This is a genomic window from Saccharopolyspora oryzae, from assembly GCF_027853915.1.
Lineage (GTDB): Bacteria > Actinomycetota > Actinomycetes > Mycobacteriales > Pseudonocardiaceae > Saccharopolyspora > Saccharopolyspora oryzae.
The window spans coordinates 20,171-46,249 of the sequence record NZ_JAQGLA010000060.1; the positions used below are offsets into that span (position 1 = coordinate 20,171).

Consider the following 26,079-nt stretch of genomic DNA (forward strand, 5'->3'; position numbering starts at 1 on the left):
CGGGTCAGCGGCTCGCGCGGGTCAGAGGTCCGGCAGCGGATCCGGCGGGAAGTCCCGGGGCGACGTGATCTCCGAGTCGGCGGCGTTGACCACCGCGACGTACTCGTCGTCGATCTCGTAGTCGATGCCGTCGAGGGTGAAGCACGGGGTCGACTGCACGTCCACCGGGCCGAGGACGGTGTTGCGCGGCAACCGCGCGAGGACCGATTTCGGCTTCTTCCTGGACCAGAAGCCCGTCGAGAGCACCGTGACCGCCTTGCTGCTCACCACGACGAGCACGCTCGACTGCACGCTCATCAGGACGTCCGCGGGGAAGACGTACCTGATCTCGTCGTCCTCGCCGAGGAACGCCCGGATCTGCTCGCGCACAGCTGCGGGTACCGGCATGACCGGAGATTACCAACTCCCGGCGCCCCCGAAACCGGATCCGGCAAAACATGCACCGGTTCGACGCGAACTCCTCTTCTGCAGATCCAAAGGTCCTGACGTAGAGGGTTTTTCGCCCTCGTCAGCGATCCCTCGCCAGCTTTGTCGTATTCGCCGATGCGACCGAAAGTCCTTGTCCGGGAAGGGATTTTTCGCGCAGGTGCACGCTGTTGCGTCGAATTATGTATGCGCGGTGCATCTTCCTTGATATTTGTGGGCCTGCTCCGGCGTGCCAGACTGGGCTGGAAATCGATGCTCTGCACACCGCGTTCCCTCCCCGACGGCGCGGTGCCGACACCGCGAGTGGCGATCGCCGCCGAACACCGCTGACCGGCGCGATCCACCTGCGGAGTTCCGTGCGACCTGCGCCCGTTCCGCACGCCCGGCGACCCGGCCGCTCCGGGCCGCCGGAAGTCCGACCGGTCAGGCCGAGACGAACGTTCGAGAACGCGATCGTCCGGCGTAGGAGAGGAGGAACTGCTGTGGACCGATCCGCTGATGTCGTCGCGCTGTTTCCCGGGCAGGGCGCTTTCGACGGAGAAGCGCTGGCCGACGCGGCGAAGAACCACCCGGACGCCCAGGACGTGTTCGAGGAGATCGACGGCGTGACCCTCGCCGAAACCGGACGTCGCCTGTCGGACGTCGTGTTCGGCGACGAACCCCCGAAGCTCGGCGCCCTGCTCGCCGACGAACCGTGGGTGTCCCAGCTGGCCATCTACGGCACCGACGTCGCGGTCCACCACGCCCTCCGCAGCAGCGGTCTCCGCCCCGACCTGCTGCTCGGCCACAGCCTGGGTGAGATCGCTGCGCTGGTGTGCGCCGGTGCGTACACCGTCGCCGACGGCGCGCGGTTGATCTGGCACCGGGTCCGGGTCGTCGAGGAGACCGAGCTGCGGGACGGGTGCATGGCTGCGCTTGCCACCGACGCGGACCGCGCGCGGTCGCTGCTGTCCGCCGTCGGCGACGACGACCTGGTGATCGCCGCGGAGAACCACGACCGCCAGACGGTGGTGTCCGGCCCCGCGGAGTCGATGGCGCAGCTGCGCGCGGTGACCGGTGCGGTCGGTGTTTCGTTCGCGCAGCTCGAATCGCCCGCTCCGTTCCACAGCCCGCTGCTGCTGCCGACCACCGACCGGTTCACCGCGGCCATCCGCGACATTCCCCGACGACCGCTGCGGACCCGGGTCCACTCGCCGATCCTGGACCGGGAGTACCGCGACGACGAAGACATCTCGGCCGCGCTGGCGAGCCACCTCACGCTCCCGGTCCACTTCGCGGCGACCATCCGCCGACTGGAGGCCAAGGGCGTTCGGGCCTACGTCGAATGCGGTGCTGTGGGCTCGTTGAGCAAGTTCGTGCGGCAGCACCTGAGCAGCTCCGCACCCACCGCCGTCGCCGGTCTGCCCCCGGCGGGCATCGATTCCGCCTTGCGCGAGATGCGCGCAGCCGGTCTGCTGCCGGCCCCGGAAGCGGCCGGTGGAACGGCTTTCGACGCGTTCTGGGCGGACCGGGGCGCGCAGATCATCGAACTGATCCGGCAGGAGTTCGAGCGCTACCAGGACACCCGCACCACGCCACCAGAACCGGAAACCCCGCAACCGTCAGCAGAACCGGAAGCCCCGCAGTCGTCAGAAGATCCGGCCAGCAGCGCGGCGGTTCTCGACCCGGCGGAGGTCGCCGGGAAACTGCGCAAGATGTACTCCGACGCCTTGGAGTACCCGGAAGAGGTGTTCACCGACGACGTCGAGCTCGAAGCGGAACTGGGCATCGACTCGGTGAAGCAGGTCGAGCTGCTCACCCGCGTCTCGGAGACCTTCGGGCTGCCGATGCCGGCCGACGGCTTCCGGTTGGCCGACTACGACAAGATGGGCAAGGTCGTCGACCACACCGTGCGGCTGCTCTCCTCGGCGGAGTCCGCGCATGCCTGAGCGCAGCGAGCTCGGGGGGAAGATCGCGCTGGTCACCGGCGGTGCGCACAACGTCGGCAAGGCGATCGCGGCGGCCCTGCTCGCGCGTGGCGCACGGGTGGTGGTGAACTACTTCCACTCCCACGAGCAGGCGAAGCAGACCCGGGCGGAACTGTCCGGGACGGGCGAGATCGACCTGATCCGCGCCTCGGTGGCCCGGCCGGAACAGGTGGACCGGATGTTCGCCGAGATCGACGACCGGTACGGGCGGCTGGACATCCTGGTCAACAGCGCCGCCTCCGGCGCGCTCGTGGCCGACGACGAGGTCACCGACGCGCAGCTGGACAAGGGCTGGAACACCAACGTCAAGGGGGCGCTGCGCTGTTCGGAGCGCGCGGCCGAGCTGATGCGCCGGCACGGCGGCGGAGCCATCGCCAACGTCTCCACGCTCGGCGCATCGCAGTTCGTCATGGCCAACTACCTGGCTTGCGCACCGGCGAAGGCCGCGGTCGAAGCGCTCACGCGCTACCTGGCCGCGCGGTTCGCCGCCGACGGGATCCGGGTGAACACCGCGTCGGCGGCGATGCTGGTCAGCGACGTCGCGGACGCGTTCCCGCAGGCCGAGCAGATGCAGGCGGCCGTCCGCGCCGCCACGCCGTTCCAGCGCCTCGGCACCCCGGAGGAGTTCGCCGATCTCGTGGCGTTCCTGGTGGGTGACGACTCGCGCTGGATCACCGGGCAGACGGTGGTCGCCGACGGCGGGCTGTCGCTGGGTGTTCCGCTGCTCTCTCCCCCGCCTGCTCGACCTGCCGTGGAGCGCACGGCGGAGGAACCGCTCCCCGAAGAGTCCGAAGTGGACGAAGTGGCGGTCGTCGGGATGGGCATGGCGGTGGCCGGGGCCAACAGTCCGGACGAGTTCTGGGAGCTGCGGCAGACCGGCGCCGAGCTGTTCGTCCCGGTACCGCCGGACCGCTGGGACCGGGACTCGTTCCACTCGCCGGACGAGCACGCGGAGGACAAGGCCTACCAGGACCGGTGCGTGTTCATCACCGACTTCCGGCCCACGGACCGGCCTGTCGACGAGCGCGAGGAGTTCACCACCGCTTGGCTGCGGCACAGCGTCGTGCAGGCGATGCGCGGCGTCAGCACGGAGTCCAGCGACCGGGTCCGCTGCATCTTCGGCTACACCCCGGACGGCAACCAGCACCTCGAAGAGGCCGGGGTGCTCACTGCGGCGGTGGACCAGGCCGACGCCCTGCTCGCCGACCTCGATCCGGACCGGGCCGACGTGCTGCGCGGCGAGGTCCGGCGCACCCTGTCCGACCGCTACCGGCGCGGTGCCGAGGCGGAGGCCGCCCGCTTCCTGCCGCACCGGGTGGGCAGGCTGGCGATCGACGGCGTGCTGCCTGCCACGGCATCGGTGCAGATGGTCGACACGGCGTGCTCGTCGTCGCTCTACGCGGTGGACATCGGGGCCAAGGCGTTGCTGAGCGGAAGTACCGATGTCGCCGTGTGCGGCGGCGCTTTCGCCCTCGGACCGCGTGGCACCGTGCTGTTCTCGAAGCTGCGCGGCCTGTCGAAGCGGGGCGAGGTGCGCTCCCTCGACGAGGACGCGGACGGCGTGATCTTCGCCGACGGTGCCGCCGTCGTGGTGCTCAAGCGGTTGAGCCGGGCGCGCGCGGACGGCGACGAGGTCCTGGCCGTGCTGCGCAGCACCGGTACCTCCTCCGACGGGCGTGGGAAGGCCATCTACGCACCGAATCCGGAGGGGCAGGCCCGCGCGCTGACCAGGGCCCGGGCCGAGGAGCGGCCCGACTGGATCATCGCGCACGCGACCGGAACACCGGCCGGTGACCTCGCCGAGCTCAACACCCTGCACGACCGCTACGGACGGGATCCGGGCGCGGTCCCGGTCACCTCGAACAAGTCCCTGATCGGGCACACCGGGTGGGCGGCCGGGGTGGTGTCGCTCATCGAGGCGATGCTCGGCATGCGGCACGAGGTCGTCCCGCCGCAGTTCCGCTTCAACGCGCTCACCAGGGGTTTCACCGAGGGCAGTTCCGCGCTGAGCATCCCGGCCGAGGCGCACCCGCTCCCCGCTCGGGAGGACCGGGAGCGCACGGTCGCGGTCACCGGGTTCGGCTTCGGCGGCACGAACGCCCACCTGATCATCGCCGAACCACCGCGCCGGCCGATCGCGCGGACCGCGGCCGAGGCCCGACCGCGCAAGCGCATCGCGATCGTCGGGTGGGCCGCGCACCTGCCCGGACTCGACGACCGGGCAGCGGTCGAAGCCTGGCTCGACGGCCGGGCCCCCGGACCCGCCACGAGCTTCGGCGAGAAGTACCCGGCGCCGCCGTTCTCGCGGGTGCGGCTGCCGCCACCGACGGTCCGCACGGTGGACCGCTGCCAGCTGATGGCCCTGGAGTGCGGTCACCAGCTGCGGGACCAGCTCGGTGCCGCGTGGCAGGAGCACGCGGAGCGGACCGGGGTGTTCGTGGGTCATCTCGGCCCCACCCGCAACGGCATGCTCTACGCCAACCGGTGCTACCTGGACGACATCGGCAAGGCCCTGACCGGAAATCCGGCGCTCGCCGAGTCCGATCTGCTGCCCAAGCTGCTGCACGGTCTGCGGGAACGCGCGCACGACCTGGTGCCACCGTCCAACGAGGACTCGTTCTCCGGCATCATGCCGAACATCATCTCGGCGCGGGTGGCGAACTACTTCGACCTGCACGGTCCGAACCTCACGCTGGACGCGGGACTCGCCTCGACGCTGGCCGCGTTCGACGTCGCCGCCGGGTACCTGGAGGCGGGCGAGATCGACGTCGCCCTGGTGGGCGGGACGAACGGGAACGGCCTCGCCGAGTTCCGCCCGATGCTCGGCGACCTGGTGCCGGGGGCGGACCCGGCGGAGGGTGCGTTCCTGTTCGCCCTGGCCCGGGAGGAGGTCGCCGAAGCCGCTGGGCTGCGCGTCCTCGGCTGGGTGGACGACGTCGGCCCGGCCGACGCCCCGGAGTCCCGCGAGGTGGTCGAGTGCGGTGTGCCGGCGCCGGAGAACGCCCGCTATCTCGGCGGTGCGGGTGGTTTGGCCGTGCTGCGGCAGCTGATCACCGGCAGCGGACCGTCCACTGTGGTGTGCCACGCCGAGTCCGACTCCCCCGCGACCCGGCTGGACCTGACCGCCCCGGCGTCCACGCCCGGTCAGCTGGACGGCCGGTTCGGCAACGCCGTGGAACACGCGCCGGGCCGGCCGTGCCAGGTCAAGCGGCACGTCGCGGAGCTCCGGCCCGAGGCGCGCGAACCGGCGCTGCCAGATACGCCGTTCCTGCCGCCCGGCGCGGTGCTGCTCACCGATCGGCCGGAGCTGGTCGAGCCGCTGTCGCTGCCCGAGGGCGCGCGGGTGCTCTGCTGCGCGCCCGAGATGGTTCCCCGCCCCGGCTGGCACCACCTGCCGGAGGTCACGCCGGACGCAGTCGATTCCGCGCTCGCCGGACACCGCCCCGACGCGGTGCGGGTGGTCGTCGACCTGACCGCTTCGGCGCCGCCGCAGACGTGCCTCTCCGAAGGATCCGCGCAGGTCGACGCGCTGCACGACCTCACCTTCCTGGTCATGCAGCGGGCCTTGGACGCCTCGGTGATCGCCCTGCTGCTGGGTGCGCTGCCGGACGGTGTGCCGCATCCCCACCACGGCCTGTTCTCCGGGCTGATGAAGGCAGGGCACCTCGAATCCCCCGACGCCGTGCGGTTCGTGCTCGCCACCGACGAGAGAACGGCGGCAGCGGGACTGCGCGTCGCGGAGCAGGAGAGCCGGGTGCGGCGCACGCTTCCGGTGGTCTTCTACGACCGGGGTGAGCGCCACGTCCACGGGCTCGTCGAACGCCCGGTGGAACTGCCTGAGCCGGTTCCTGCGCGGTTCGGCCCGGAGTCGGTGGTCGTGGCGGTCGGTGGTGCGCGCGGCATCACCGCCGAACTGCTCAAGTCGTTCGCCGAGCAGTTCGGCGTGAAGCTGCACCTGATCGGCAGCAATCCGCTGGACAGCTATCCCCCGGAGGTCTTCGCCGCCGGTGACGACGAGTTCTCCGGCCGGCGCAAGGGCTGGCTGCGCGAGCAGCTGGCGCAGCGCCGCGGCACCTCCGTCGCGCAGCTCAACCGCGAGTACGACCGCATGGTCGAGGCGCGGCGGGCCCGGCAGAACATCGCCGAAATGAGCGCACACGCGAGCTCGGTGCACTACCACGCCTGCGACGTCACGGATCCGGTCGCCGTCCAGCGGGTGGTGGACGACATCTTCGCGGCGGAGCCGGCGATCGACCTGCTGATCAACGCGGCCGGGCGGAGCAGTTCAACCCGGTTGGAGCGCAAGGACTTCGGCGAGTTTCGGCGGGTCCGCGACGTGAAGCTGCTCGCCCACCGCAACCTCAAGCGCGCCCTGGCCGGGCGGCAGGTCGGGACGTGGTGCAACTTCGGTTCGCTGCTCGGCTTCTTCGGCCAGGTCGGCGAGACCGATTACGCCTCCGCGAACGACTACCTCGCCGCGGCGGGCGAGTTCGCCGCCCGGACCACCGGCGCCGACGAGCTGACCATCGGCTGGACGTTGTGGAGCGGCACCGGCATGGGGGCCGGCGGGCTGATCAGCAAGTACTACGAACGCGCTGCGTCGTACTCGAACATGCCGGTGTCCGAGGGGATCCACCACTTCGTCCGGGAACTGCACGCACCGGAGCGGGATCCGCACACCGTGCACCTCGGCGAGGCCGAGCGCAACACCGTCGCCCGGTTCTACCCGGACTTCTGGCAGCCCCGCACCGAGCCGGACCGCCCCGGTGGCTTCTACCTCCGGAAGGCGGTGTCCGAACAGGACGGTTCGGCGGTCCACGAGTGCCCGATGGACCTGACCACCGACGGCTACCTGCGCGGACACCTGGTGCGCGGCCACCCCACCCTGCCGGGCCTGTTCGTCGCCGAGCTCGCCGGCGAGGCCGCGCTGCGGCTGCGCCCGGACCTCGAGGTCGTCGGCTTCGCGGACCTGCGGTTCGACCGGTTCATCCAGGTCCGCGAGGACGTGCGGTCGCAACCGAAGCGGATCCGCGCGACCGTGCTGGACAGCTCCGACGACCTCGTGACCGTCGACGTGCGGATCACCTCGGACGTCGTGTCGCCGCGCGGTGTCCTGGCCGCCCGCGACAAGCCGCACTTCAGCTGCCGGGTCCTGCTCGCGCCGCGGTTCGCGGAGATGCGCTGGCAGCCGTGGGAACCGGACCCCGCCGAACGCGCCGTCCCCGACCCGTACCACCTGCCCGGGTCACCGGTCGCGTTGAGCGGACCGTTCGCCTGCACCACCGGCACCCGCTTGCACCCGCTCGGCAAGCGCGCCCGGTTCGCCCCGGACCTGGCCGGCGCCGACCCGGTCTGGTCGGCGTTCACCATGCCGAACCTGCTGCTCGACGGGATGGCCCGGATGGGCGTGCTGCACCTCGTAGACGACCGCTCGATGCCGGTGGCGGTGCCGACCGCGATCCGCCGCATCGACCTGTACCAGCGGGCGAACGACCGCGCCCTGGCCGGATCCGGCCCGGTCGAGCTCTACGCGTCACCACCGGAGATCACCTTCGGCACCCGGCAGGGCAACCGGTTCGTCGCCGCCGGGCCCGACGGCCGGGTGCTGGCCCAGATCAAGGACATCCAGGCGAAGGTGCTCGGGCACGTCGACATCACCACCGGGCAGTTCCACACCGCGGGAGGACCACATGGCTGACCGGAGCGCTCCGGGACCCGACGGCGGTCACCTGATCGGCGCGCTGAGCAAGTTCAAGAGCAACTCGCTCGGGCTGATCAGCGACCTGCAGCGCCGGTTCGGCGGAATCGCGCGGGTCAAGCTCGGCCCGTACCTGGTGCACCAGGTGACCGATCCGGAGCTCATCAAGCACGTGCTGCAGGACAACCCCGGCAACTACCGGCGGGGGCGCTTCTACCGGGGCTTCAACCTCTTCATGGGCCACGGGATGCTGACCACCGACGGCGCCGAGTGGAAGGCCCGCAGGCAGGTCGCGCAGCCGTTCTTCCAGCGCGCCCGGCTGGAGTCCGCCGCCCCGATCATCACCGAGTGCGTGGACGACCTGCTGGACAGCTGGGCCGAACCGGCGCGGGACGGCGAAGTGATCGACATCGTCGACGACGTGATGCGGTTGTCCATGGGGGTGCTCAGCCGCACCTTGTTCGGCGTCGACCTCCGGGACCGCGCCGACGAGCTGCTGCCCGTCGTGCGCTTCGCGATCAAGGCGATGATCATCACCGGCAAGGTGGAGCAGATGCTCCCGCGCTGGGTCCCGACGCGCTACCAGCGCGATCTCAAGAAGCACCAGGCGGTGCTCAACGGCGTGCTGGACGACGTCATCGCCCGGCAGCGCGCCCGCGGCACCGATGACGACAACCTGGTCGCCGCGCTGCTGTCGGCCGAGCACCCGGAGACCGGGCGTCCCTGGGACGATCGCGCGATCCGGGCCGAGCTGAAGACCCACTTCATGGCCGGGCACGAGACCACCGGCTGCGCCCTGGCGTGGACGCTCTACGCCGTGGCCCAGCACGCCGACGTGCGGCGGAAGCTGACGGCCGAGCTCGACGAGGTGCTGGCCGGGCGGACGCCGACCGTCGAGGACCTGCCGAAGCTGACCTACCTGCGGCAGGTGGTGGACGAGTCGCTGCGCGTCTACCCGCCGATCTGGGTCTACCCGCGCGATGCGGTCGAGGACGACGAGATCGGCGGCTACCACGTCCCGGCGGGTACCACGGTGCTCATCTCGCCGCACGCCGCGCACCACAACGCGGACGTGTGGGAGTCGCCGGAGGCGTTCGACCCGGAGCGGTTCTGCCCGGCGAACCGGCACACCACGCGCTACCGCTACCTGCCGTTCGGCGGCGGCCAGCGGCACTGCATCGGCCACCACCTGGCGCTGCTGGAGCTGCAGCTCGCCGTCGCCATGATCACCCAGCGGTACCGGCTGGACCTGGCGTCGGGCCACCAGGTGGTGCCGACCGGTCTGGTGTCGCTGCGCCCGAAGACCGGCGTCCAGATGCGCATCGAGCGGATCGACCAGGAATGATCACGGCCCGAGTGCAGCGGTTCGTGTGGGCCGGCGGGCCCGCACCGAACGGGCCTGCGCCCGACCTCTCCGGCCGCCGCGTGGCAGTGATCGGGGGCGCGACCGGGGCGGCGGAAGCAGTCACCGGGGTGCTGGTCGACCGCGGCGCGCTCCCGTGGCAGCTCGGCGACTCCGGGACACCGGATGCCGTCGTGGACCTCACCTTCGCCGAACCGTTCGCGCCGGACTCCCCCGACGCCGCGGAGGGCGCGCTGCTCCGCACCCTCGCAGTGCTGCGCGCCTGCTACCCGGACTGGAGCGAGGAGACCGACGCCCGTCGGCTGGCGTACCTGGCCGTCACCTACCTCGACGGCCGTTCCGGGTACGGGGACGGGCCCATCCACCAGCCGCTGGGCGGGATCTGGGCCGGTCTGGCCAAGACGCTGCACCGCGAGATCCCGAACATCAACGCCCGGGTCGTCGACGTCGGCCGCCCGGATGTCGCCGGGTTGCCGGACATCGCGGCAGCCGAGCTGTACGCGACCGGCCCGGCGGAAATCGGCCACCGCGACGGGATCCGGCACGCGCTGACACCGCGTGCGCAGGCCGTCGGGGAGCCGTCGGTGCCGCTCGGGGACGGCGACGTCGTGCTCGTCTGCGGTGGCTGGAGCGGCATCGGTTTCGAGCTGGCGAGGACCCTCGCCCGCCGCGGCTGCCGCGTCGTGGTCACCGGGCGGACCAGGCCGCCGACGGGCAGCGAGGAGTGGGCGCTCCTCGACGACGCGGAGTTCGACGACTACCGGCGAGACCTCATGCGCCGAGCCGCCGCCGACGGCACCGTCCGCGACACCCGGGAGCGGATCGACCGGCTGCGGCGGAGGCGCACGCTGCAGAAGAACCTGTCGGCAGCCGAAGGCGAAGGGCTGCCGCTCCGGTTCGCGCACTGCGACATCACCGCCCCGGACGCGGTGGCGGACCTGATCGCCGGGATCCCGGACCTCACCGGGGTCGTCTACTTCGCCGGGGTGGACCGGCCCGCTCGGCTGCCCGCCAAGTCGGACCGGGACTTCCTCGCCGGGGTCGCGATCAAGGTCACCGGGTTCCTCCGGGTCTTCACCGCGGTGCGGGACCGGGAGCTGAAGTTCTTCTGCAACTCGGGGTCGCTCACCGGTCGCCTCGGCGGGATGGTCGGCGAGCTCGACTACGCCGCGGGCAACGAAGCCCTCGCACGCCTCGGACTTTGGGCGCGCCGGGTCAGCGGGCTCGACGTCCAGACCCTGTGCTGGCCGCTGTGGCAGTCGCTGAGCGCATCATCCAATGTGGACGCCGCGGTGAAGTACATGCCCGCGATGGATCCCGCCGACGGGCTGGGGCGCTGGTGCGACGAGCTCGCCGCACCGCACAGCGGGGAGGTCGCCTTCCTCGGACCGGTCGACACCGGGATCAGCGTGGCGCAGGCCGGGCAATTCCCTGCCGAGCGTTCGCTGCCGGGTTTCGCCGAGGTGCATCCGCGGGTCTTCCACCTCGGAGATCCGGTCGAATGGCGTCCGGGGAAACGCCTGGTGTCCGAGGTCCGGTTCCGCGCCGAGGACACCCCGGTGACCGGGGACGTCCTGGTGGGCGGTGACCCGGCCCTGCCCATCACGCTCCTGCTGGACAACGCGCTCCGGTCGGCCGAATGGTTCGCCGGACCGGTGCGCGAACTCGTCGACGTCGAGGTGGACCTGCCGGGCCTGCGCCTGTCGGACGGCGAAATCCAGTTGCTCAGAACGACTTCAGCCGAATCCGACGGGTCGCTCCGAGTTGTGTTCCGCACCGGTGCGGGGGCGCAGATCGCCGCGATGACCGGGCGCTGCCGAGAACCGGACGACACCGCACCGCAGGTACCCGGCTCCGACGGTGAACCGCTCGGGGTCGCAGCGTCCACAGTGCACTGGCGGGGCTTGGTCGTGCCGCTGGCCCGGTGGCGGCAGCATCCCTGCGGCACCCGCACCGCGTCCCTCGCGCCGTGCGCGGATGCCGACCTGTGGGCGGCGGAGCCGCCGCCGACCTCGCTGCTCCCGACCACCGCGCTGGAGAACGTCCTGCGCATGGCGCTTTCCGGCACGTCGACCGACCGGCTGCTAATCGGGCGGATCACGATCGGCGGCGACCCGCAGCGGGCCGACCTCCTGGTCGCCGAGCCGGCCGGGAAGACCTGGTACGCGGTCGATCGCGGCACCCGGCAGGTCGCACTGGCCGTGCGAGGACCGGGCGCGGACGGGACGTGATAGCCGCGGACTGAACGCCGGAGCTGCCGCTTCCCGACCACCGCCCGCCGAACGAATCCCGATCTCTTGGAGCAGGAATGGCCGAGCTCACGATGGAGCAGATCTACGCCGAGGAGTGCATCAACGACCCCTACCCCCTGTACCGCAGGGTCAGGGAGACCGACCCCGTCTACTGGGACGAGCGGATGGGCGACGACGGCGGCTGGATGGTCACCGGCTACGACGTCGCGGTGACCGCGCTGCTGGACCCCCGGCTGTCGGCCGCGCGGCCGCAGTGGCTCGCCGAGCGGTTGCCGACCGACGCCGACGCCGGCCAGACCACCGCGATGAACGCCCTCTACCAACAGATCGTCACCACCGATCCGCCGAACCACAACCGGATCCGGCGCGAGCTCAAGGCACCGTTCATGCCGAAGCCGATCGACGACATGCAGGAGCAGATCACCGAGTCCGCGCACCGGCTGCTGGACTCCGCGCTCGCCGACGGCAACGGCGAGTTCGACCTGATGGCGGCCTACGGGTACGCCCTGCCCGCGCTCGGCCTCGGGCGGATGCTCGGTATTCCGGGCGGCGGCGACCAGGACTACCTGCACTGGATGCTCAGCCTCGGCCTGCTCATCGACGACGGTCCCGCCAGCCGGCAGCACCAGGCGAAGCTGCTCGGCGGCGTGCACGAGTTCTTCGAGTTCTTCCGCGGCCTGGTCTCCGAACGCCGCGGCGACCGGCGCGACGACCTGCTCCAGGTGCTCGCCGACTCCTACACCGGCGGCAACTGGGCCTCCGAGGAGGAGCTGCTCGGCAACCTGGCGTTCCTGCTGACCGCGGGGCAGATCAGCACCGCCCACCAGATCGGGAACACGGTGATCCACCTGCTGCGCGATCCCGACCTGTTCGAGCGGGTGCGCGCCGATCCGGCCGCGGTGCCGCGGATGTCGTCGGAGCTTATGCGCTTCGACTCCTCGGTCCAGCTCACCAAGCGACGGGTCGTCGAGCCCATCGAGCTGGGCGGGCACGAGCTGGCCTCCGGCGACGAGATCTTCGTCTGGATCGGCGCGGCGCACCGCGATCCGGCCCAGTACCCCGATCCCGACCGCATCGACCTCGACCGGGGCGAGGTCGCGCACATCGTGTTCGGCCGCGGCCTCCACTACTGCCTCGGCGCGCGGCTGGGCAAGCTCGTCCACGACCTGGCGGTGCAGGCGTTCGTCGAGCACGTCCCCCGACCGGAGCTGTCCGCGCCGGACACCGTAGACCGGTCGATCATGCCCACCTTCCGCGGCCCCTACCGGCTTCCGGTGCGCTACCGCGCGTCCTGAGCGCGCAGGTCGAGCTGCAAGACCCGTGCCCGTTCGATCCGCCCGGCATAGGAGGAGCGCCTTGTTCCACAGAGTCGCCATCGTGAACCGCGGCGAACCCGCGATGCGGATGATCCGCGCGATCCGGGAGCTGAACGCCGACGGCGAGGACATCACCAGCATCGCGCTGTGCACCGAGGAGGAACGCGGCGCGACGTTCGCCAGGGACGCCGATTCGGTGCACTGCATCGGCCCGGCCTCGGCACGTCCGTACCTGGACCTGGACCGCTTGGCGCACGCCCTGGTGGCCACCCGCGCCGATGCTGCTTGGCCCGGCTGGGGATTCGTGGCGGAGGAACCGGCTTTCGCCGAGCTCTGCGAGCAGCTCGGGGTCGCCTTCGTCGGCCCGAGCGCGGGTGTGATGCGCAAGCTCGGCGACAAGATCGAGGCCAAGCTGCTCGCGGAGGCCGCCGGTGTGCCGGTCGCTCCGTGGAGCCGGGGCGCGGTCGCGGACCTCGAATCCGCCCGGCGCGCGGCCGAGGAGATCGGGTACCCGCTGATGCTCAAGGCCGCTGCCGGCGGTGGCGGACGCGGCATCCGGGTCCTCACCTGCGATGCGGAGCTGGTCGAGGTCTACGACCGGGCCCGGCGGGAAGCCGAGCAGGCGTTCGGCAGCGACGCGGTGTTCCTGGAGCGGCAGCTCCCGGCAACCAGGCACGTCGAGGTGCAGGTGATCGCCGACGGGCAGGGCACGGCATGGGCGCTAGGCGTGCGGGACTGCTCCGTGCAGCGGCGCAACCAGAAGGTCGTCGAGGAATCGGCGTCGCCGCTGCTGACCGCCGAGCAGGTGGAGGAGCTCAAAGCCGTGGCGCAGCGATTGGCGCTGGCGGTCGACTACCGGGGCGCGGCCACCGTGGAGTTCCTCTACGACCCGCGCACCGAACGCTTCTCGTTCCTCGAGGTCAACACCCGCCTCCAGGTGGAGCACCCGGTCACCGAAGCGACGACCGGGGTGGACCTGGTCAAGGCCCAGCTCCGGGTGGCCGCCGGGAGCAGGCTCACCGGCCCGGTGCCCGCCGAGACCGGCCACGCCGTCGAGGTGCGGCTCAACGCCGAGGACCCGGATCGCGACTTCGCGCCCGCTCCGGGCCGGATCAAGCGGTTCGACCTCGCCGCAGGCCCCGGGATCCGGGTCGACGCCGGGTTCGCCGTCGGCGACGCGATCCCGCCGGACTACGACTCGATGATCGCCAAGCTGATCGCGTTCGGCGGCACCAGGGGCGAAGCACTGGCCCGGGCGCGCCGCGCGATCGCGGAGACCACGGTGCTCATCGAGGGCGGCACCACCAACAAGGGTTTCCTGCTCGACCTGCTCGGCACGCCGGAGATCGTCGAAGCCACGGCCGACACCGGCTGGATAGACCGGACCTGGAACCGCCGCAGCTCTCCGGACCACCGCGGGGTCGCGCTGGTCACCGCAGCCATCGACACCTACCTGGCTGCGGAGCGCGCACGGCGTCGGCAGCTGTTCGACAGCGCTCGTCGTGGTCAGCCGCAGTTGCCGCCGGACGACTCCCCCGTTCCGCTGGAGCTGCACGGCGCGGTGCACCAGGTCAAGGTCGCCCGGATCGGACCGAGCAGGTTCCGGGTCGCCGTCGGTCCCGTCGAGCGCGCCGCGGATGTCGGGTTCGAGCGCTACGACGACGTCAAGGCCCGGATCACGCTCAACGGTCGGGGATTCGACGTCGTGACCGACCGGCACGGTTCGCAGCACCTGGTGGAGGTCGAGGGCGTCCCGCACCGCATCGGCCACGACGACCAGGGCGTCGTCCGGGCGCCCGCGCCCGCGCTCGTCGTCGCCGCGACCGCGGCCGAGGGCTCCGAGGTAGATGCGGGTGACCCGGTGCTCGTGCTGGAGAGCATGAAGATGGAAACCGTGCTGCGAGCCCCGTTCGCGGCGCGGTTGACGGAGTTCCTGGTACCGGTGGGCAGTCAGGTCGAGGCGGACGCCCCGCTGCTGCGGTTGGAAGCGACCGGCGCCGAGCAGCCGGTTCGCACCACTGCCGAGGACCTCGGATTGTCCGAAGTGGACTGCTCTCCGACCGGCGCCGAGGACCTCCGCAACGCCCTGCTGGGGTTCGACGTCGACCCGGTGGACGAACGACGGCTCCTGGCCGACTACTTCGCCGCGCGCGGGGATCGGCCGCTCCCCGCCGAGATCGAGCTGCTGCACCTGTTCGCGGACATCGCCGAGCTGTCGAGCCGCAAGCCCGCAGCGCAGACCGAGGTGGCCGGTCCGCACGAGCAGTTCCACGCCTACCTGCGGACCCTCGACCTGGCAGCGGCCGGTGCGACGCCGGCCTTCGAGCAACGGCTGACGACGCTCCTGGGCCACTACGGGGCCGTCACGGATCCCGAAGCCGCCGTCTTCCGCATCTACCTGGCAGAACAGCGCCCCGCGTCGGCCGTCGCGACGGCCCTCCTCCAGCAGTGGTCGGCTGATCCGCCGCCGAGCGATGACCTGCGCGATGCCATGCGAGTGGTGCTCGAACGGCTGACCTCGCTGCGCGAGTGCCGCGAAGTGGCGGGCCTGGCTCGTCGAGTCGCGTTCCGCCAGATCGTGCAGCCGCCCCTGCGGCGCAAGCGCGCCCGCACCTATGCGCAGGTCCGCGCACACCTGCGCTACCTCGACGAGCACCCCGAAGCCGCGGACCGCGACGACCGGATCGCGGCCATGACATCCAGCGCGGAACCGCTGGAACGCCTGCTCGCGCAGCGCATCAACCGCAAGGGGATCGACCTCGGCCCGCTCCTCGAAGTGCTCGTGCGCCAGCGCTGTCCGGAGCTGCGACCGGCGGACCTGCGGTGCTTCGAGGTCGACGGGTGCACGTTCGTCTCGGCCGAGCACGGACCGGCGGCGCGCTCGCTGGCGACCGCGACCGATTTCGACAGGTTCGAAGCCGCGGCCGGAGCGATCGCGAAGGTGGCCGCCAAGCGGGACGAGGTCGACACCCTCGTCGAGGTCTACCTGAGCTGGGCCGAGCCACCGACGAGCCCCGATGCCACGGCGGACGAGCTGCGCCGCGTGCTGACCCGGGCTGCGCCGCAGACCGAAGTGGAGCGGTTGACCGTCTCGGTGCTCGATCGCGCCGGCGGCGCTCAGCACTTCACGTTCCATCCCGAGCCGGGCGGCATCGTCGAGGTGCGCACCGAGCGGGGCGTGCACCCCGGTCTCCGGGACCGGTTGGGCCTGCGGCGGTTGCGGAACTTCGACCTGACCCGCCTGCCGTCGGTGGACGCCGACGTCCACCTGTTCACCTGCGGCACCGAAGAGTCCACTTCGGACTCCTCAGTGGCGATCGCGCTGGTTCGCGACCCGACGCCGCTGCGCGACGACGACGGACGCATCGTCGCCCTGCCGGGTGTGGCGGACGCGCTCGCCGCCGCCACCGAATCCCTCGACGCAGCGGCGAACCGCGAGACCCAGGTGAGCAGGGTCTTCCTCGAAGTGCTCCCGCCGACCGGGCTGACCGCCGAGGACCTGGCCCGGGTCTCGCACCACTTCGCCCCGGCCCTGCACGCGGGCGTGGCGGAGGTCCGGCTCCGCGCGGACCGCGACGAGTTCCGGATCCGCCGCGAGCCGACCTCGGCCGCGGTCCAGGTGCACCCGGCCCCTCGCGAGCCGATCGAACCGCTCGACGACCTCGGCCGGAAGGTGCTGCGGGCGCACCGCCGCGGCACCGCCCACCCGGTCGACCTGATCGCCCTGCTCACCAGGGACGGCGGCACGTTCACCGAGCACGACCTGGCGGACACTGGCGAGCTGGTGCCGGTGGACCGGCCGGCGGGGCGCAATGCGGCCGGGATCGTCGTGGGCGTGACGAGCACTCCGACGCCCCGCCACCCGGACGGCGTGACCCGGGTCGTGCTGCTCGGCGACGCCACCAGGTCGCTCGGGGCCTTGGCCGAACCGGAGTGCGCGCGGGTGTGCGCAGCGCTGGACCTCGCCAGGCGAACGGGTGTCCCGGTGGAGTGGTTCGCGTTGTCCGCCGGGGCGAAGATCTCGATGGACTCCGGCACCGAGAACATGGACTGGGTCGCCCGCGCCCTCAAGTCGATCGTCACCTTCACGCAGGAGGGAGGCGAGATCAACGTGGTGGTCGCGGGCGTGAACGTCGGCGCGCAGCCGTACTGGAACGCCGAGGCCACGATGCTCATGCACACCAGGGGGGTCCTGGTGATGACGCCCGACTCGACCATGGTGCTGACCGGCAAGAAGTCGCTGGACTTCTCGGGCAGCGTGTCCGCCGAGGACAACTTCGGCATCGGCGGCCACGACCGGATCATGGGGCCCAACGGGCAGGCCCAGCACTGGGCACCGGACCTGGCGGGTGCGCTGGACGTGCTGCTGGACCACTACGACCACACCTACGTCGCGCGCGGGGAACAGGGGCCGCGCCGCGCCGCCACCACCGATCCGGCGGACCGGGACGTCCGCCGGTTCCCGCACCCCACCGCCGACGGCGATTTCGACTCGGTCGGCGACATCTTCTCCGCCGCGAAGAACCCGGACCGCAAGAAGGCGTTCGACATCCGGACCGTGCTGCGCGCCGTGTCCGACCAGGACCTGCCGGTGCGGGAGCGCTGGGCGGGCATGGAGGGCGCGGAGACCGCGGTGGTGACCGACGCGCACATCGGCGGATTCCCGGTGTGCCTGGTCGGCGTCGAATCGCGCCCGGTGCCGCGCCGCGGATTCCCGCCCACCGACGGTCCGAGCGCCTTCACCGCCGGAACCCTGTTCCCCGGGTCGGCGAAGAAGGTGGCCCGCGCGATCAACGCGGCCAGCGGGAACCGGCCGCTGGTGGTGCTGGCGAACCTGTCGGGCTTCGACGGCTCACCCGAGTCGATGCGGACGCTGCAGCTCGAGTACGGCGCGGAGATCGCCAGGGCGATCGTCAACTTCCGCGGCCCGATCGTGTTCTGCGTGATCTCCCGCTACCACGGCGGCGCCTTCGTGGTCTTCTCCAAGGCGCTGAACCCCCGGATGACCGTGCTCGCGGTGTCCGGCTCCTTCGCATCAGTCCTCGGCGGCGCCCCCGCCGCGGCGGTGGTCTTCGCCGGTGAGGTCGACGCCCGCACCGACCGCGATCCCCGGGTCAGCCAGCTACCGCGGTCCGATCCGCGCGCACGGCGCACCCGGGAATCGGTGCGGGCCGAGAAGCTCGCCGAGGTGGCGGCGGAATTCGACGCGGTGCACGACATCCAGCGCACCGTCGAAGTCGGCTCGGTGGACGAGATCATCGAACCGGAGGACCTGCGACCGCGGATCATCACGACCCTTGAACACGAACTCCGCGGGCAAGACCAGGGCTGAACAGCTCGTGCGTGCGTTGGGGCGCCAGGACCGGCCCCAACGCACGCGAGCGGATCAGCCGTCGGTCGCGGCGAAGCGGACCAGGGTGTTGTTCGGGCGGAGGTTCCGGATCGGCAGGGCGCTGCCCATGTGCGGGTTCAGGAACCGGAAGGTCAGGCCGCGCCCCGGCGGGTAGCCCACGTCCTGCACTTCCGCCACCGCCGGGTGCAGGGCGAACAGCCGCTTGCGCAACCGGTCGACGCTTTCTCCCCAGCGCAGCGGCGGCAGCTTGTACTTGTCCTCGGTGCGCTCCTTGCGACCGCGCATCATCAGGACGTCCAGCCAGCTGCCACCGGAGGTCTGGCGGGTCAGCCAGGCCGGCATCGCGTCGAACATCAGCCACGCACCCGGGAAGCGCTCCGCGCACTTGCGGATCAGGCCCCACGCCTCCGCTTCCTCGAGGTACATCAGCAGGCCCTGGACGCTGATGAACAGCCCGGCCGCCGGATCGACCTCGTCCATCCACGCCTCGTCGAGCGCCGAGCAGGACAGGTTGCGCAGCCGGTCGGTGTCCGGCAAGTACTTGCGGCGGACCTGCATGGTCTCCTCCAGGTCCACCGACAACCAGCGGACCCGGCCGTTGTCCACCCGCCAGAACTGGGTTTCCAGGCCGTCGCCGAGCGCCACCACGGTGCCGTCGGGGTGGGTCGCCAGGAACTTCCGGATCTGGTCGTCGAAGCACATCGCCCGGAGCGCGAGCGCGATGTGCGGGCGCCCGAAGTGCTCCTCGAAGGGGTAGTCGATGGAGTCGGCGATGGCCACCGACTTGGGGTCCGAGATCAGCGCGTCCGGGCGCCGGGACTCCGCCGCTCGGCAGTACAGCGGCCAGAGCAAGGTCTCCGGAACGCCCGCCAGATCAACTCTCGTCCTCGACTCGCTCACCCTGGTCTCCTCCGTTGTCGTTGTTCAGGACTCGGCGCAGCTGGCGGGACTGGGCGAGCAGGAGCCCGTTGCGGTCCCACAGGTCGGCTTCGTCGACGCACCAGCCCTGCCCGTTGCTGACGTTGCGCTGGACCACCAGGACGTCGTCGTCGACCGGCTGGGCGGCCAGGTCGACGTGCAGGTGCACGGACAGCTCGGCGGACACGATCGGCGCCGGTTCGGTCAGCAGGGGGTAGATCCCCGGCGGCATCACGTCGGCCAGCACGATCGCGACCAGGGCGTCGGCGGGCACGTCCGGCTGCAGCCGGAACCAGTACGCCATCTCCGAATCCGCCGAACCGGCCATCGGAATGCCGCCGCTGCCGTACCGGATGACGAACTGCTGGCCGAACGGGACCAGCTCGAGCGGGAACTCGATCTCCAGGCTGTCCTCGGGGCTCGGCACCTCGGGCGCCTCGACGCGCTGCTCGACCGGGGACCGGTCGGTGCTCCGCGCGAACACGAAGGAGGCCAGCAGGACCGGGGTGCCCTCCTGGATCCCGCGCACGGTGACGAACTGGCTGGTGCGACCGGCGCGTTCCAGGGTCGCGACGAACTCGATCGGCGCCTCCGACGGGCTGCGCAGGAACTGGGCGTGCGTCGCACGCGGCGCCGCCGCATCCTCGACCAGGTCGGCGGCGGCCTGCGCTGCCAGGGCGTTGAGCAGTCCGCCCTGCGGTCCGAGCCACGCCCACCACGAGCGCGGCACCTCGACCTCCCAGCGGCCGGGACCTTCGCGGACCGCTCCGCTCGACTTCACCAGTGGATGCGATTCGGCGTTCACAGCTGCGTCTCACTTCCCATCCGTCGAGCACACCGGTCGCGGTGGAGCGAGGGCGACCGGAACCGCGCTGAACAGCTTGTTCGCGGTGTGCAGGGTTTCGGCCAGGGTGTACGTCCCGGTCGTGTCGTGCGCGTCGAGCCTCGGCGTTCGATCACCGGCCCGGTCCAGCAGAACGGACAGCACTGCCGACAACCAGCCAGCGGAACCCGCGGGCAGACTATACAAACGGCGCTCCCGGTTGAACCACCACAAGCAGACGGAACTCGCCGCCGCGTGCAGCCAGCAGAAACGCACAGCCAGATCCCACCGCGCCGGATCCCCCGCCACGCCCCGCGCCCGCACCCGGTGCATCGCGCGGATCACGGCTCTCAACCGCGCATCGACTCGCTTGACCCTCGCGGCCGCAGCGGATCCGGTACCCAGTTCGGCGATCACCGCAGCGGAGATCCCGAAGAACCCGGCGGTGACCGGGTCCATCCCGCGCAGCGCGAGGTCCAGCTCCCCGAAGCGCACCGGTCGCAGCGGATCGCCCAACCGGAAGGTGGCGGCTACCTCCTCCGGAACCTCCATCTCCGGCGGGGATTCGGGGAACTGGGCGACCAGCGTCGCGATCGACCACAGGTTCGCGTCCGGTGCCGTGTCGATGTGGCGGACCACCGCGTTGTCCCGGCGCGCGACGTCGAAGGCCGCGAACGGTCCGTCGTGCAGCAGGCTCCTGGCCCCGAGGACGTCCGCGCAGAGCGCGAAGATCTCCGCCGACAGGTCCGTGGCCACCCGCTTCGCGATTCCCGACCAGAGGCACTGCGCCGCTGGCAGCGTGTGCATCGCACGCGACGCCGGCAGCGCAACGGCATCGCAGGCGAACAGCATCGCGGCGGCGGTCGCGAGAACACGTCGCGGCTGCGCGTGTTCGGCGAGCACCCGGCCGCCGAACACGTGCTCACCGGCGAAGTCCATCGCCAGCCGCAATCCGGTGTCGGCGCATCCCAGGTTGGCCGCCGTGCTCAGGACCCGCACGAGCTGCATGACCTTCAGGGCGATCTCCACTCCGCGACCGACGCCGCCGAGCACGCAGTCGGCCGGGACCTCGACGTCGTCGAAGGAGACGCTCGTCGAGTCGATGCCGCGCAGCCCGCTGGTGCGCCGCGCCTGATCGCGCCGGACTGCGGCCAACTGCTCGCCCTCGAGCAGCACTGCGGTGAACGCCGCCGGGCCGCGACCGCCGGTGCGCGCGACGACGACCAGCGCATCGCACCGGTCACCGATGCCGACCAGCCACTTCCGGCCGTTGAGCCGGAAACCGCCGGAATCGGCTGGGTCCAGCCGGCATTCGTTGGCCAGCAGGTCGCTGCCGTGCTCGGACTCCGCCATGGCGAAGCCGATGACCCCGCCCGCGGCCAGCAGCCGCGCGACCCGCTCCCGCTGCCCCGCGTCGCCCGCGAGCAGGACGCAACCCGCGCCGGTGACGCTGAACATGGTGGCCGGCATCGCGGCGCCGTCCCGCCGCGAGACCAGCCGCGCCAGAGTCAACGTCTCATCCATTGTGGACAGATGACCGCCGTCTTCCGGCGGGACGAACGAGAGACCGAGGTGCGGGGCCAGTTCGGTCGCGAAGGCTTCGGGGAACAGCGCAGCGCCGTCCCGCTCCACGACCGCCCCGAACCCGAACGGGTTGGTCGCATCGCGCGGATCGCCGAGCAGCCGCTCCAACTCCACCGCGGCCGGATAGGTGGCGACCACGTCGTCCAGCACCGTCATCGCGCACCTCCGGGAAGCGGCCGGTAGCGGGTGCAGCTGTTCGGCAGCCGGATTCCGGAAACACCGAGCTGGTGCACCCTTTCAGCGAAGGCCGCGCCCCGCATCAGCTGCTGCGAGACGTCGGCGACGTGCCGGTCCACCGCCGGCTCCAGGTGGCTACCGCGCACCCAGTCGTTGAACGCCCCCATCGCGGGCCCGCACCAGATCTGGTAGTCGATGGTCCGGTCCGGCTGCCCGCCGGTCGCCCACGCCGAGGACATCCCGAGGTACCACCGGAAGACCAGGGCCATCCGGCGCTTGGGGTCGTCTGCGGCGCGCTGCACCTGCGCCGGGTCCCGGCTGTCGAAGAAACCCACCACGTCGGACCAGATCTCGTCGAAGGATCGCCGGAACACCTGCTTCTCCAGCCGGTTCCGCTCCTCGTCGGGGATCTCGTCCAACCCGCCGCAGGTCCGGTAGAGCTCGTAGAGCCGCCGCGCCCGCATCGGGAACATGGTGCCCTTCTTGAGGGTCTGCACGTCGACGCCGAGCTCGAACATGTCCGCGGCGGGCGCCATCTCGCAGTCGCTGATCGTCGCCGCGGCGAGGAGTTCGCGCGCCGCCGGTGAGATGCCGGACTCCACGCAGGACTGGTTGACCGAGCCGGTCACCACGTAGTCGGCACCCAGGCTCAGCGCCGCCGAGATGGCCTCCGGGGTGCCGATCCCGCCGGCCGCTCCGACCCGGATCTCGACCGGGCGGCGGTACTCGCGGCACACCTCGTCGCGCAGCCCGGCGATCACCGGGAACAGCGCGGACAGCGGTCGGCGGTCGGTGTGCCCGCCGGAGTCGGCCTCCACGGTGATGTCATCGGCCATCGGCACGGTGCGGGACCACTCGGCCTGCTCGGCGGTGATCAGCCCCTCCCGCAGCAGCGCGGACACCAGCTTCTCCGGAGCCGGGCGCATGAACTTGGCGGCGACCTCCGGCCGGGAGACCTTGGCGATCACCCGGTTGGCGACGACGGGCTCGCCTCGATCTCCCCGGGCCAGCCCCGCCAGGCGGTACCGCACGATGCTCGGCGTGAGGTCCATGAACGCCGATGCTTCCACGCAGCGCACCCCGTGCTGGAGGTAGAGCTCGACGGTGCCGCGCTCCAGGGCGTCCTCGCTCGGGCTGTGGATCTGGTTGGCGGCGAACGGTTTTCCGGGTATCTCCCGCGCGAACCTGCGCTGGGCGGTGTCGATCCGGTCTGGCAGCAGACCGGCCGACCCGAACGAACCGAGGAAACCGGCGCGCGCCATCGCGATGACGAGTTCCTCGGACGCGACGCCGTTGGCCATCGCGCCGCTCATGCAGGCGAAGCTCACGCCGTGGTGGGCGCGGAACCGGGCCGATCCCAGCCGCTGCGGCGGCAGCGGTCCGACCGCGGCGAGGATCCGCGCGCCCGGCTGCGGCTGCTCGTTGGTGACGCCGATCCCCCGCTCGGTCTCCACCGCGAAGCACGGCGACTCCAACCGGTTCAGGACGCCGCGAATGCCGTCGGGCTCGGTGCGCACACCGTGCACCGGATGCACAGCAGCCGAGCCGTTCGCCGTGATCGACATCAGGACTCCTCCACATCGGACGCCCGCCGTGCTTCCACCGCGACCCCGCCGAGCTGGTAGATCCGCAGCCCGGACTTCCAGACGCTCGCGTCGGCGATCACCACCACCCGGTCGGTCTCGCGGCGGATCTCGGTGACGTGCGCCTCGAACGACATCTCCGGGTCGGTCCGCGAGACCTGCCCGCGGTACTTCCAGGTCAGCTCGACGTCGGTGGCCATCGCGAAGGCGGCGGCCCCCAGGTCGTCGGCCAGCCCCTCGTCGATCACGAACACCTGCAGCGCCTGGATGATCGACTCCACGCCCAGCGAGCCCGGCATCACCGGATCCAGGTGGAAGTGGCAGTCGAAGTACCAGTCGGCCGGGTCGATCCGCCGCTGACCGCGCACGTAGCCCAGGCCGTGCCGGCCGCCGTCGGCCACGACGTCGACCGAATCCACCAGCCGCAGGTGCCCGTCGGCCAGCCGCAGGCCGGTGCCGGGCTGCGGCTGGAACCACCGGTCGTCGGAGCGCACCGGCAGGGTGCGGACCCGGCTCGGCTCGACCTCCTGCGCCTCCAGCCAGCTCGGCACGTGCTCACCGCCGTCGAGCCCGACCTGGTTCGCCAGCGCCTGCTCGCTGAAGTAGCCGTAGGTGGACTCGCCGACGTAGCAGGTCCGGCCGTCGACTTCGAGGGTGTACCGGAAGCTCTGGATGATCGCGCCCGGCATGGCGTGGCTGGACAGCAGCACGGACTCCTGCCGGATCGTCCGGTCCCGGAGATCGACGTCGGCGACCAGCGTGGCCTTGCCGTCGAGGTTGCGGATGCCGTAGTCGGTGCCCGGATCGCGCAGCGTCGGGCCCAGGTAGTAGCCGAGCAGGATGGCCGACTGCAGCGAGGTCTCCATGAACACGCAGTTCGGCATGTGCGGGGAGGAGTTCTCGGTGAAGTACCAGTCCTCCCCCGGCGCGTCGTACTCGGTCACCAGCTTCGCGCCGGGTTCCAGGACTCCCCGGGTGCCCTCCAGCCGCAGCATGCGGTCGGTGAACAGGAAGTCGCCGTTGGGGATGTAGGGGGCGCGGCGACCGCGGTAGATCTCGAACTCCGGTCCCATCGCGGTGGCCAGGTCGCCCTTGGCGGCGTGCGCGGCGTGGAACTCGTTCATGATGACCGGCTCGCCGTGGTGGTTGCGGCGGCCGAGGAACGGCGGGATCCCGCCGCGTTCCGGCCGGTACGGGGTGCCCGGCTTCTCCCGTACCTGGATGCCGAAGTCGTTCATCACCATGATCGGCTTGTCGCCCTGGTAGACCGTGATGTCGGCGATCACGGTGGGCCGCGGCAGCAGGGTGATCTCGGTGATCTCGGCGTGGTACCGGATGTTCGGCGTGCCGGGGGTCACCTGGCTGCGGACCTTGAACTCGGTGCGCAGCTCCGGAACGGGTTGGAACTCGGCGTCCGGGAACACCAGGTGCAGGCCCAGGTACATGGCGAACACCTGGAGCAGCTGGGTGCCACCCTCCCCGATCAGCGATCCCGGCAGCACCGGGTCGCCGACGAAGTGGCACCGGAAGAACCAGTCGTCCGGGTCGATGTGCTGCACCGCTTCCAGCTCGCCGAGCCCGCACGGGCCGCCGAGCCGGTCGATGCGCACGACCTCGTCGATCATGCTCATGGCTTCGCCGGGCAACCGCACCGACGGGTTGCACCCGTCGGCGCGCTGGTCCCACGCCGCGCCGAAGACACCAGCGAGATCCCCGGCCGCCAGCTTCGTCAAGTCCTCTTTGGACAGCTGGGTCCGGTCGGTGCGGGCCAGCGGTTTGAACCGCCGCCGCACCGGCTCACCGCGGCGCGTCCTGGTCGGGTCCGGCATCATCACGCCCGGCGAGGCCGCCAGTTCTTCGTCGGTGAAGAACCCGCCGCAGCCGTCCATCAGCTCCAAGATCAGCTCGCCGTCCGCGTAGCAGCGGTAGCTGAAGAAGAAGATCAGCCGCTCGTCGTTCCAGACCATGCGGTCGATGGAGATGTCGTAGCGCAGCGTCTGCCCCTCGCGCGGCAGGTCGCCGTGGAACACCATCGCGCTGTCCAGCAGCCGGTACTTCCGGGTACCGCCGTGCCGCAGGTCGACGCCCAGGTAGGACGCCAGCAGCAGCACGCACTGGCCCGCCTCGACGGTCACCACGCCGGGCACCTGACCGTCGACGGTGAACCACGCGCCGGCCGGGACGTCGTACTCGGTGCTGATCTTCGGCGTCCCGGACTTCTCCAGCGCGACGACCCGCGTGGTGAACAGGAACGGCGGTGCGGGCAGCCGCACGCGGCGCGGGAGAGCGTCGATCTCGGCGGCCCACGGGCCGAACACCCTGGCCACGTCGCCCTCGGCGAACTCGACCAGGTCGCGCTCGTCCCACAGCACGTTCGGCTCGTCGACCGGCGGCTCAGCCAACCGGGCCAAGGCGATCTGCTGCATGGTGGCCTGCGTGCGCAGCACCGCCTGATGGGCTTGCGCGATGGTGCTGGACAGCACGGCCAACGGCCGCACCTCGCGCTGCTCGGACACCGCAGGCGCAACGGCTGGGATCGCGAGTTCGCTGCTCGGCAACGGCTTCCCGGGGTCCTCCGCCGGTCGTGAGCGGTTCGGGGTGCCATCACGCCCCGAACCG

The 26,079-nt window shown here is 71.4% G+C and carries 11 protein-coding genes and 1 pseudogene; 6 read left to right on the top strand and 6 right to left on the bottom strand.

The genetic code is table 11. From position 1 onward, the window contains the following. Positions 1 to 21: 21 nt before the first annotated feature. On the bottom strand, positions 22 to 387 hold the full coding sequence (locus tag OU415_RS27165) for a hypothetical protein (protein ID WP_270952114.1): 366 nt from the start codon (positions 385 to 387) through the stop codon (positions 22 to 24). A 521-nt stretch (positions 388 to 908) separates the two neighbouring features. Between OU415_RS27165 and OU415_RS27170 the strand changes: the two genes are divergently transcribed. The 6 genes from OU415_RS27170 (at position 909) to OU415_RS27195 (ending at position 18,354) form a co-directional block, all read left to right on the top strand. Further along, positions 909 to 2,354 (top strand): acyltransferase domain-containing protein, encoded by a 1,446-nt coding sequence (locus OU415_RS27170; RefSeq protein WP_270952115.1) that lies wholly within the window; start codon positions 909 to 911, stop codon positions 2,352 to 2,354. Next, positions 2,347 to 8,091, top strand: a complete 5,745-nt coding sequence (locus tag OU415_RS27175; protein WP_270952116.1) for an SDR family oxidoreductase — start codon at positions 2,347 to 2,349, stop codon at positions 8,089 to 8,091. The genes OU415_RS27170 and OU415_RS27175 overlap by 8 nt, the downstream gene beginning before the upstream one ends. After that, entirely contained in the window at positions 8,084 to 9,436 is a 1,353-nt protein-coding gene (locus OU415_RS27180) for a cytochrome P450 (protein ID WP_270952117.1), read from the top strand. The genes OU415_RS27175 and OU415_RS27180 overlap by 8 nt, the downstream gene beginning before the upstream one ends. Next, complete coding sequence (locus OU415_RS27185; RefSeq protein WP_270952118.1) at positions 9,433 to 11,685, top strand: SDR family NAD(P)-dependent oxidoreductase; 2,253 nt, start codon at positions 9,433 to 9,435, stop codon at positions 11,683 to 11,685. The genes OU415_RS27180 and OU415_RS27185 overlap by 4 nt, the downstream gene beginning before the upstream one ends. A gap of 77 nt (positions 11,686 to 11,762) precedes the next feature. Then, positions 11,763 to 13,001, top strand: coding sequence for a cytochrome P450 (locus OU415_RS27190; RefSeq protein WP_270952119.1), 1,239 nt, complete (start codon positions 11,763 to 11,765; stop codon positions 12,999 to 13,001). A 61-nt stretch (positions 13,002 to 13,062) separates the two neighbouring features. Continuing rightward, complete coding sequence (locus OU415_RS27195) at positions 13,063 to 18,354, top strand: ATP-binding protein (RefSeq protein ID WP_270952120.1); 5,292 nt, start codon at positions 13,063 to 13,065, stop codon at positions 18,352 to 18,354. Positions 18,355 to 18,408: 54 nt separating this feature from the next. On the opposite strand, the gene OU415_RS27200 is transcribed toward OU415_RS27195, so the two are convergent. The 5 genes and pseudogenes from OU415_RS27200 to OU415_RS27220 all read right to left on the bottom strand — a co-directional run. Then, positions 18,409 to 19,275, bottom strand: a complete 867-nt coding sequence (locus OU415_RS27200) for a class I SAM-dependent methyltransferase (RefSeq protein WP_270952121.1) — start codon at positions 19,273 to 19,275, stop codon at positions 18,409 to 18,411. Further along, positions 19,250 to 20,074 (bottom strand): acyl-CoA thioesterase, encoded by an 825-nt coding sequence (locus tag OU415_RS27205; protein WP_270952122.1) that lies wholly within the window; start codon positions 20,072 to 20,074, stop codon positions 19,250 to 19,252. Before OU415_RS27205 ends, OU415_RS27200 begins: the two co-directional genes overlap by 26 nt. Before the next feature lie 33 nt (positions 20,075 to 20,107). Next, on the bottom strand, positions 20,108 to 21,856 hold the full coding sequence (locus OU415_RS27210) for an acyl-CoA dehydrogenase family protein (protein ID WP_270952124.1): 1,749 nt from the start codon (positions 21,854 to 21,856) through the stop codon (positions 20,108 to 20,110). Then, positions 21,853 to 23,442 carry a PfaD family polyunsaturated fatty acid/polyketide biosynthesis protein gene (locus OU415_RS27215; RefSeq protein WP_270952126.1) on the bottom strand — a complete coding sequence of 530 codons (1,590 nt, stop codon included), beginning with the start codon at positions 23,440 to 23,442 and terminating at the stop codon, positions 21,853 to 21,855. The genes OU415_RS27210 and OU415_RS27215 overlap by 4 nt, the downstream gene beginning before the upstream one ends. Next, positions 23,442 to 26,079, bottom strand: a pseudogene (locus OU415_RS27220) (polyketide synthase); the annotation flags it as partial. The gene OU415_RS27215 and the pseudogene OU415_RS27220, both read right to left, overlap by 1 nt.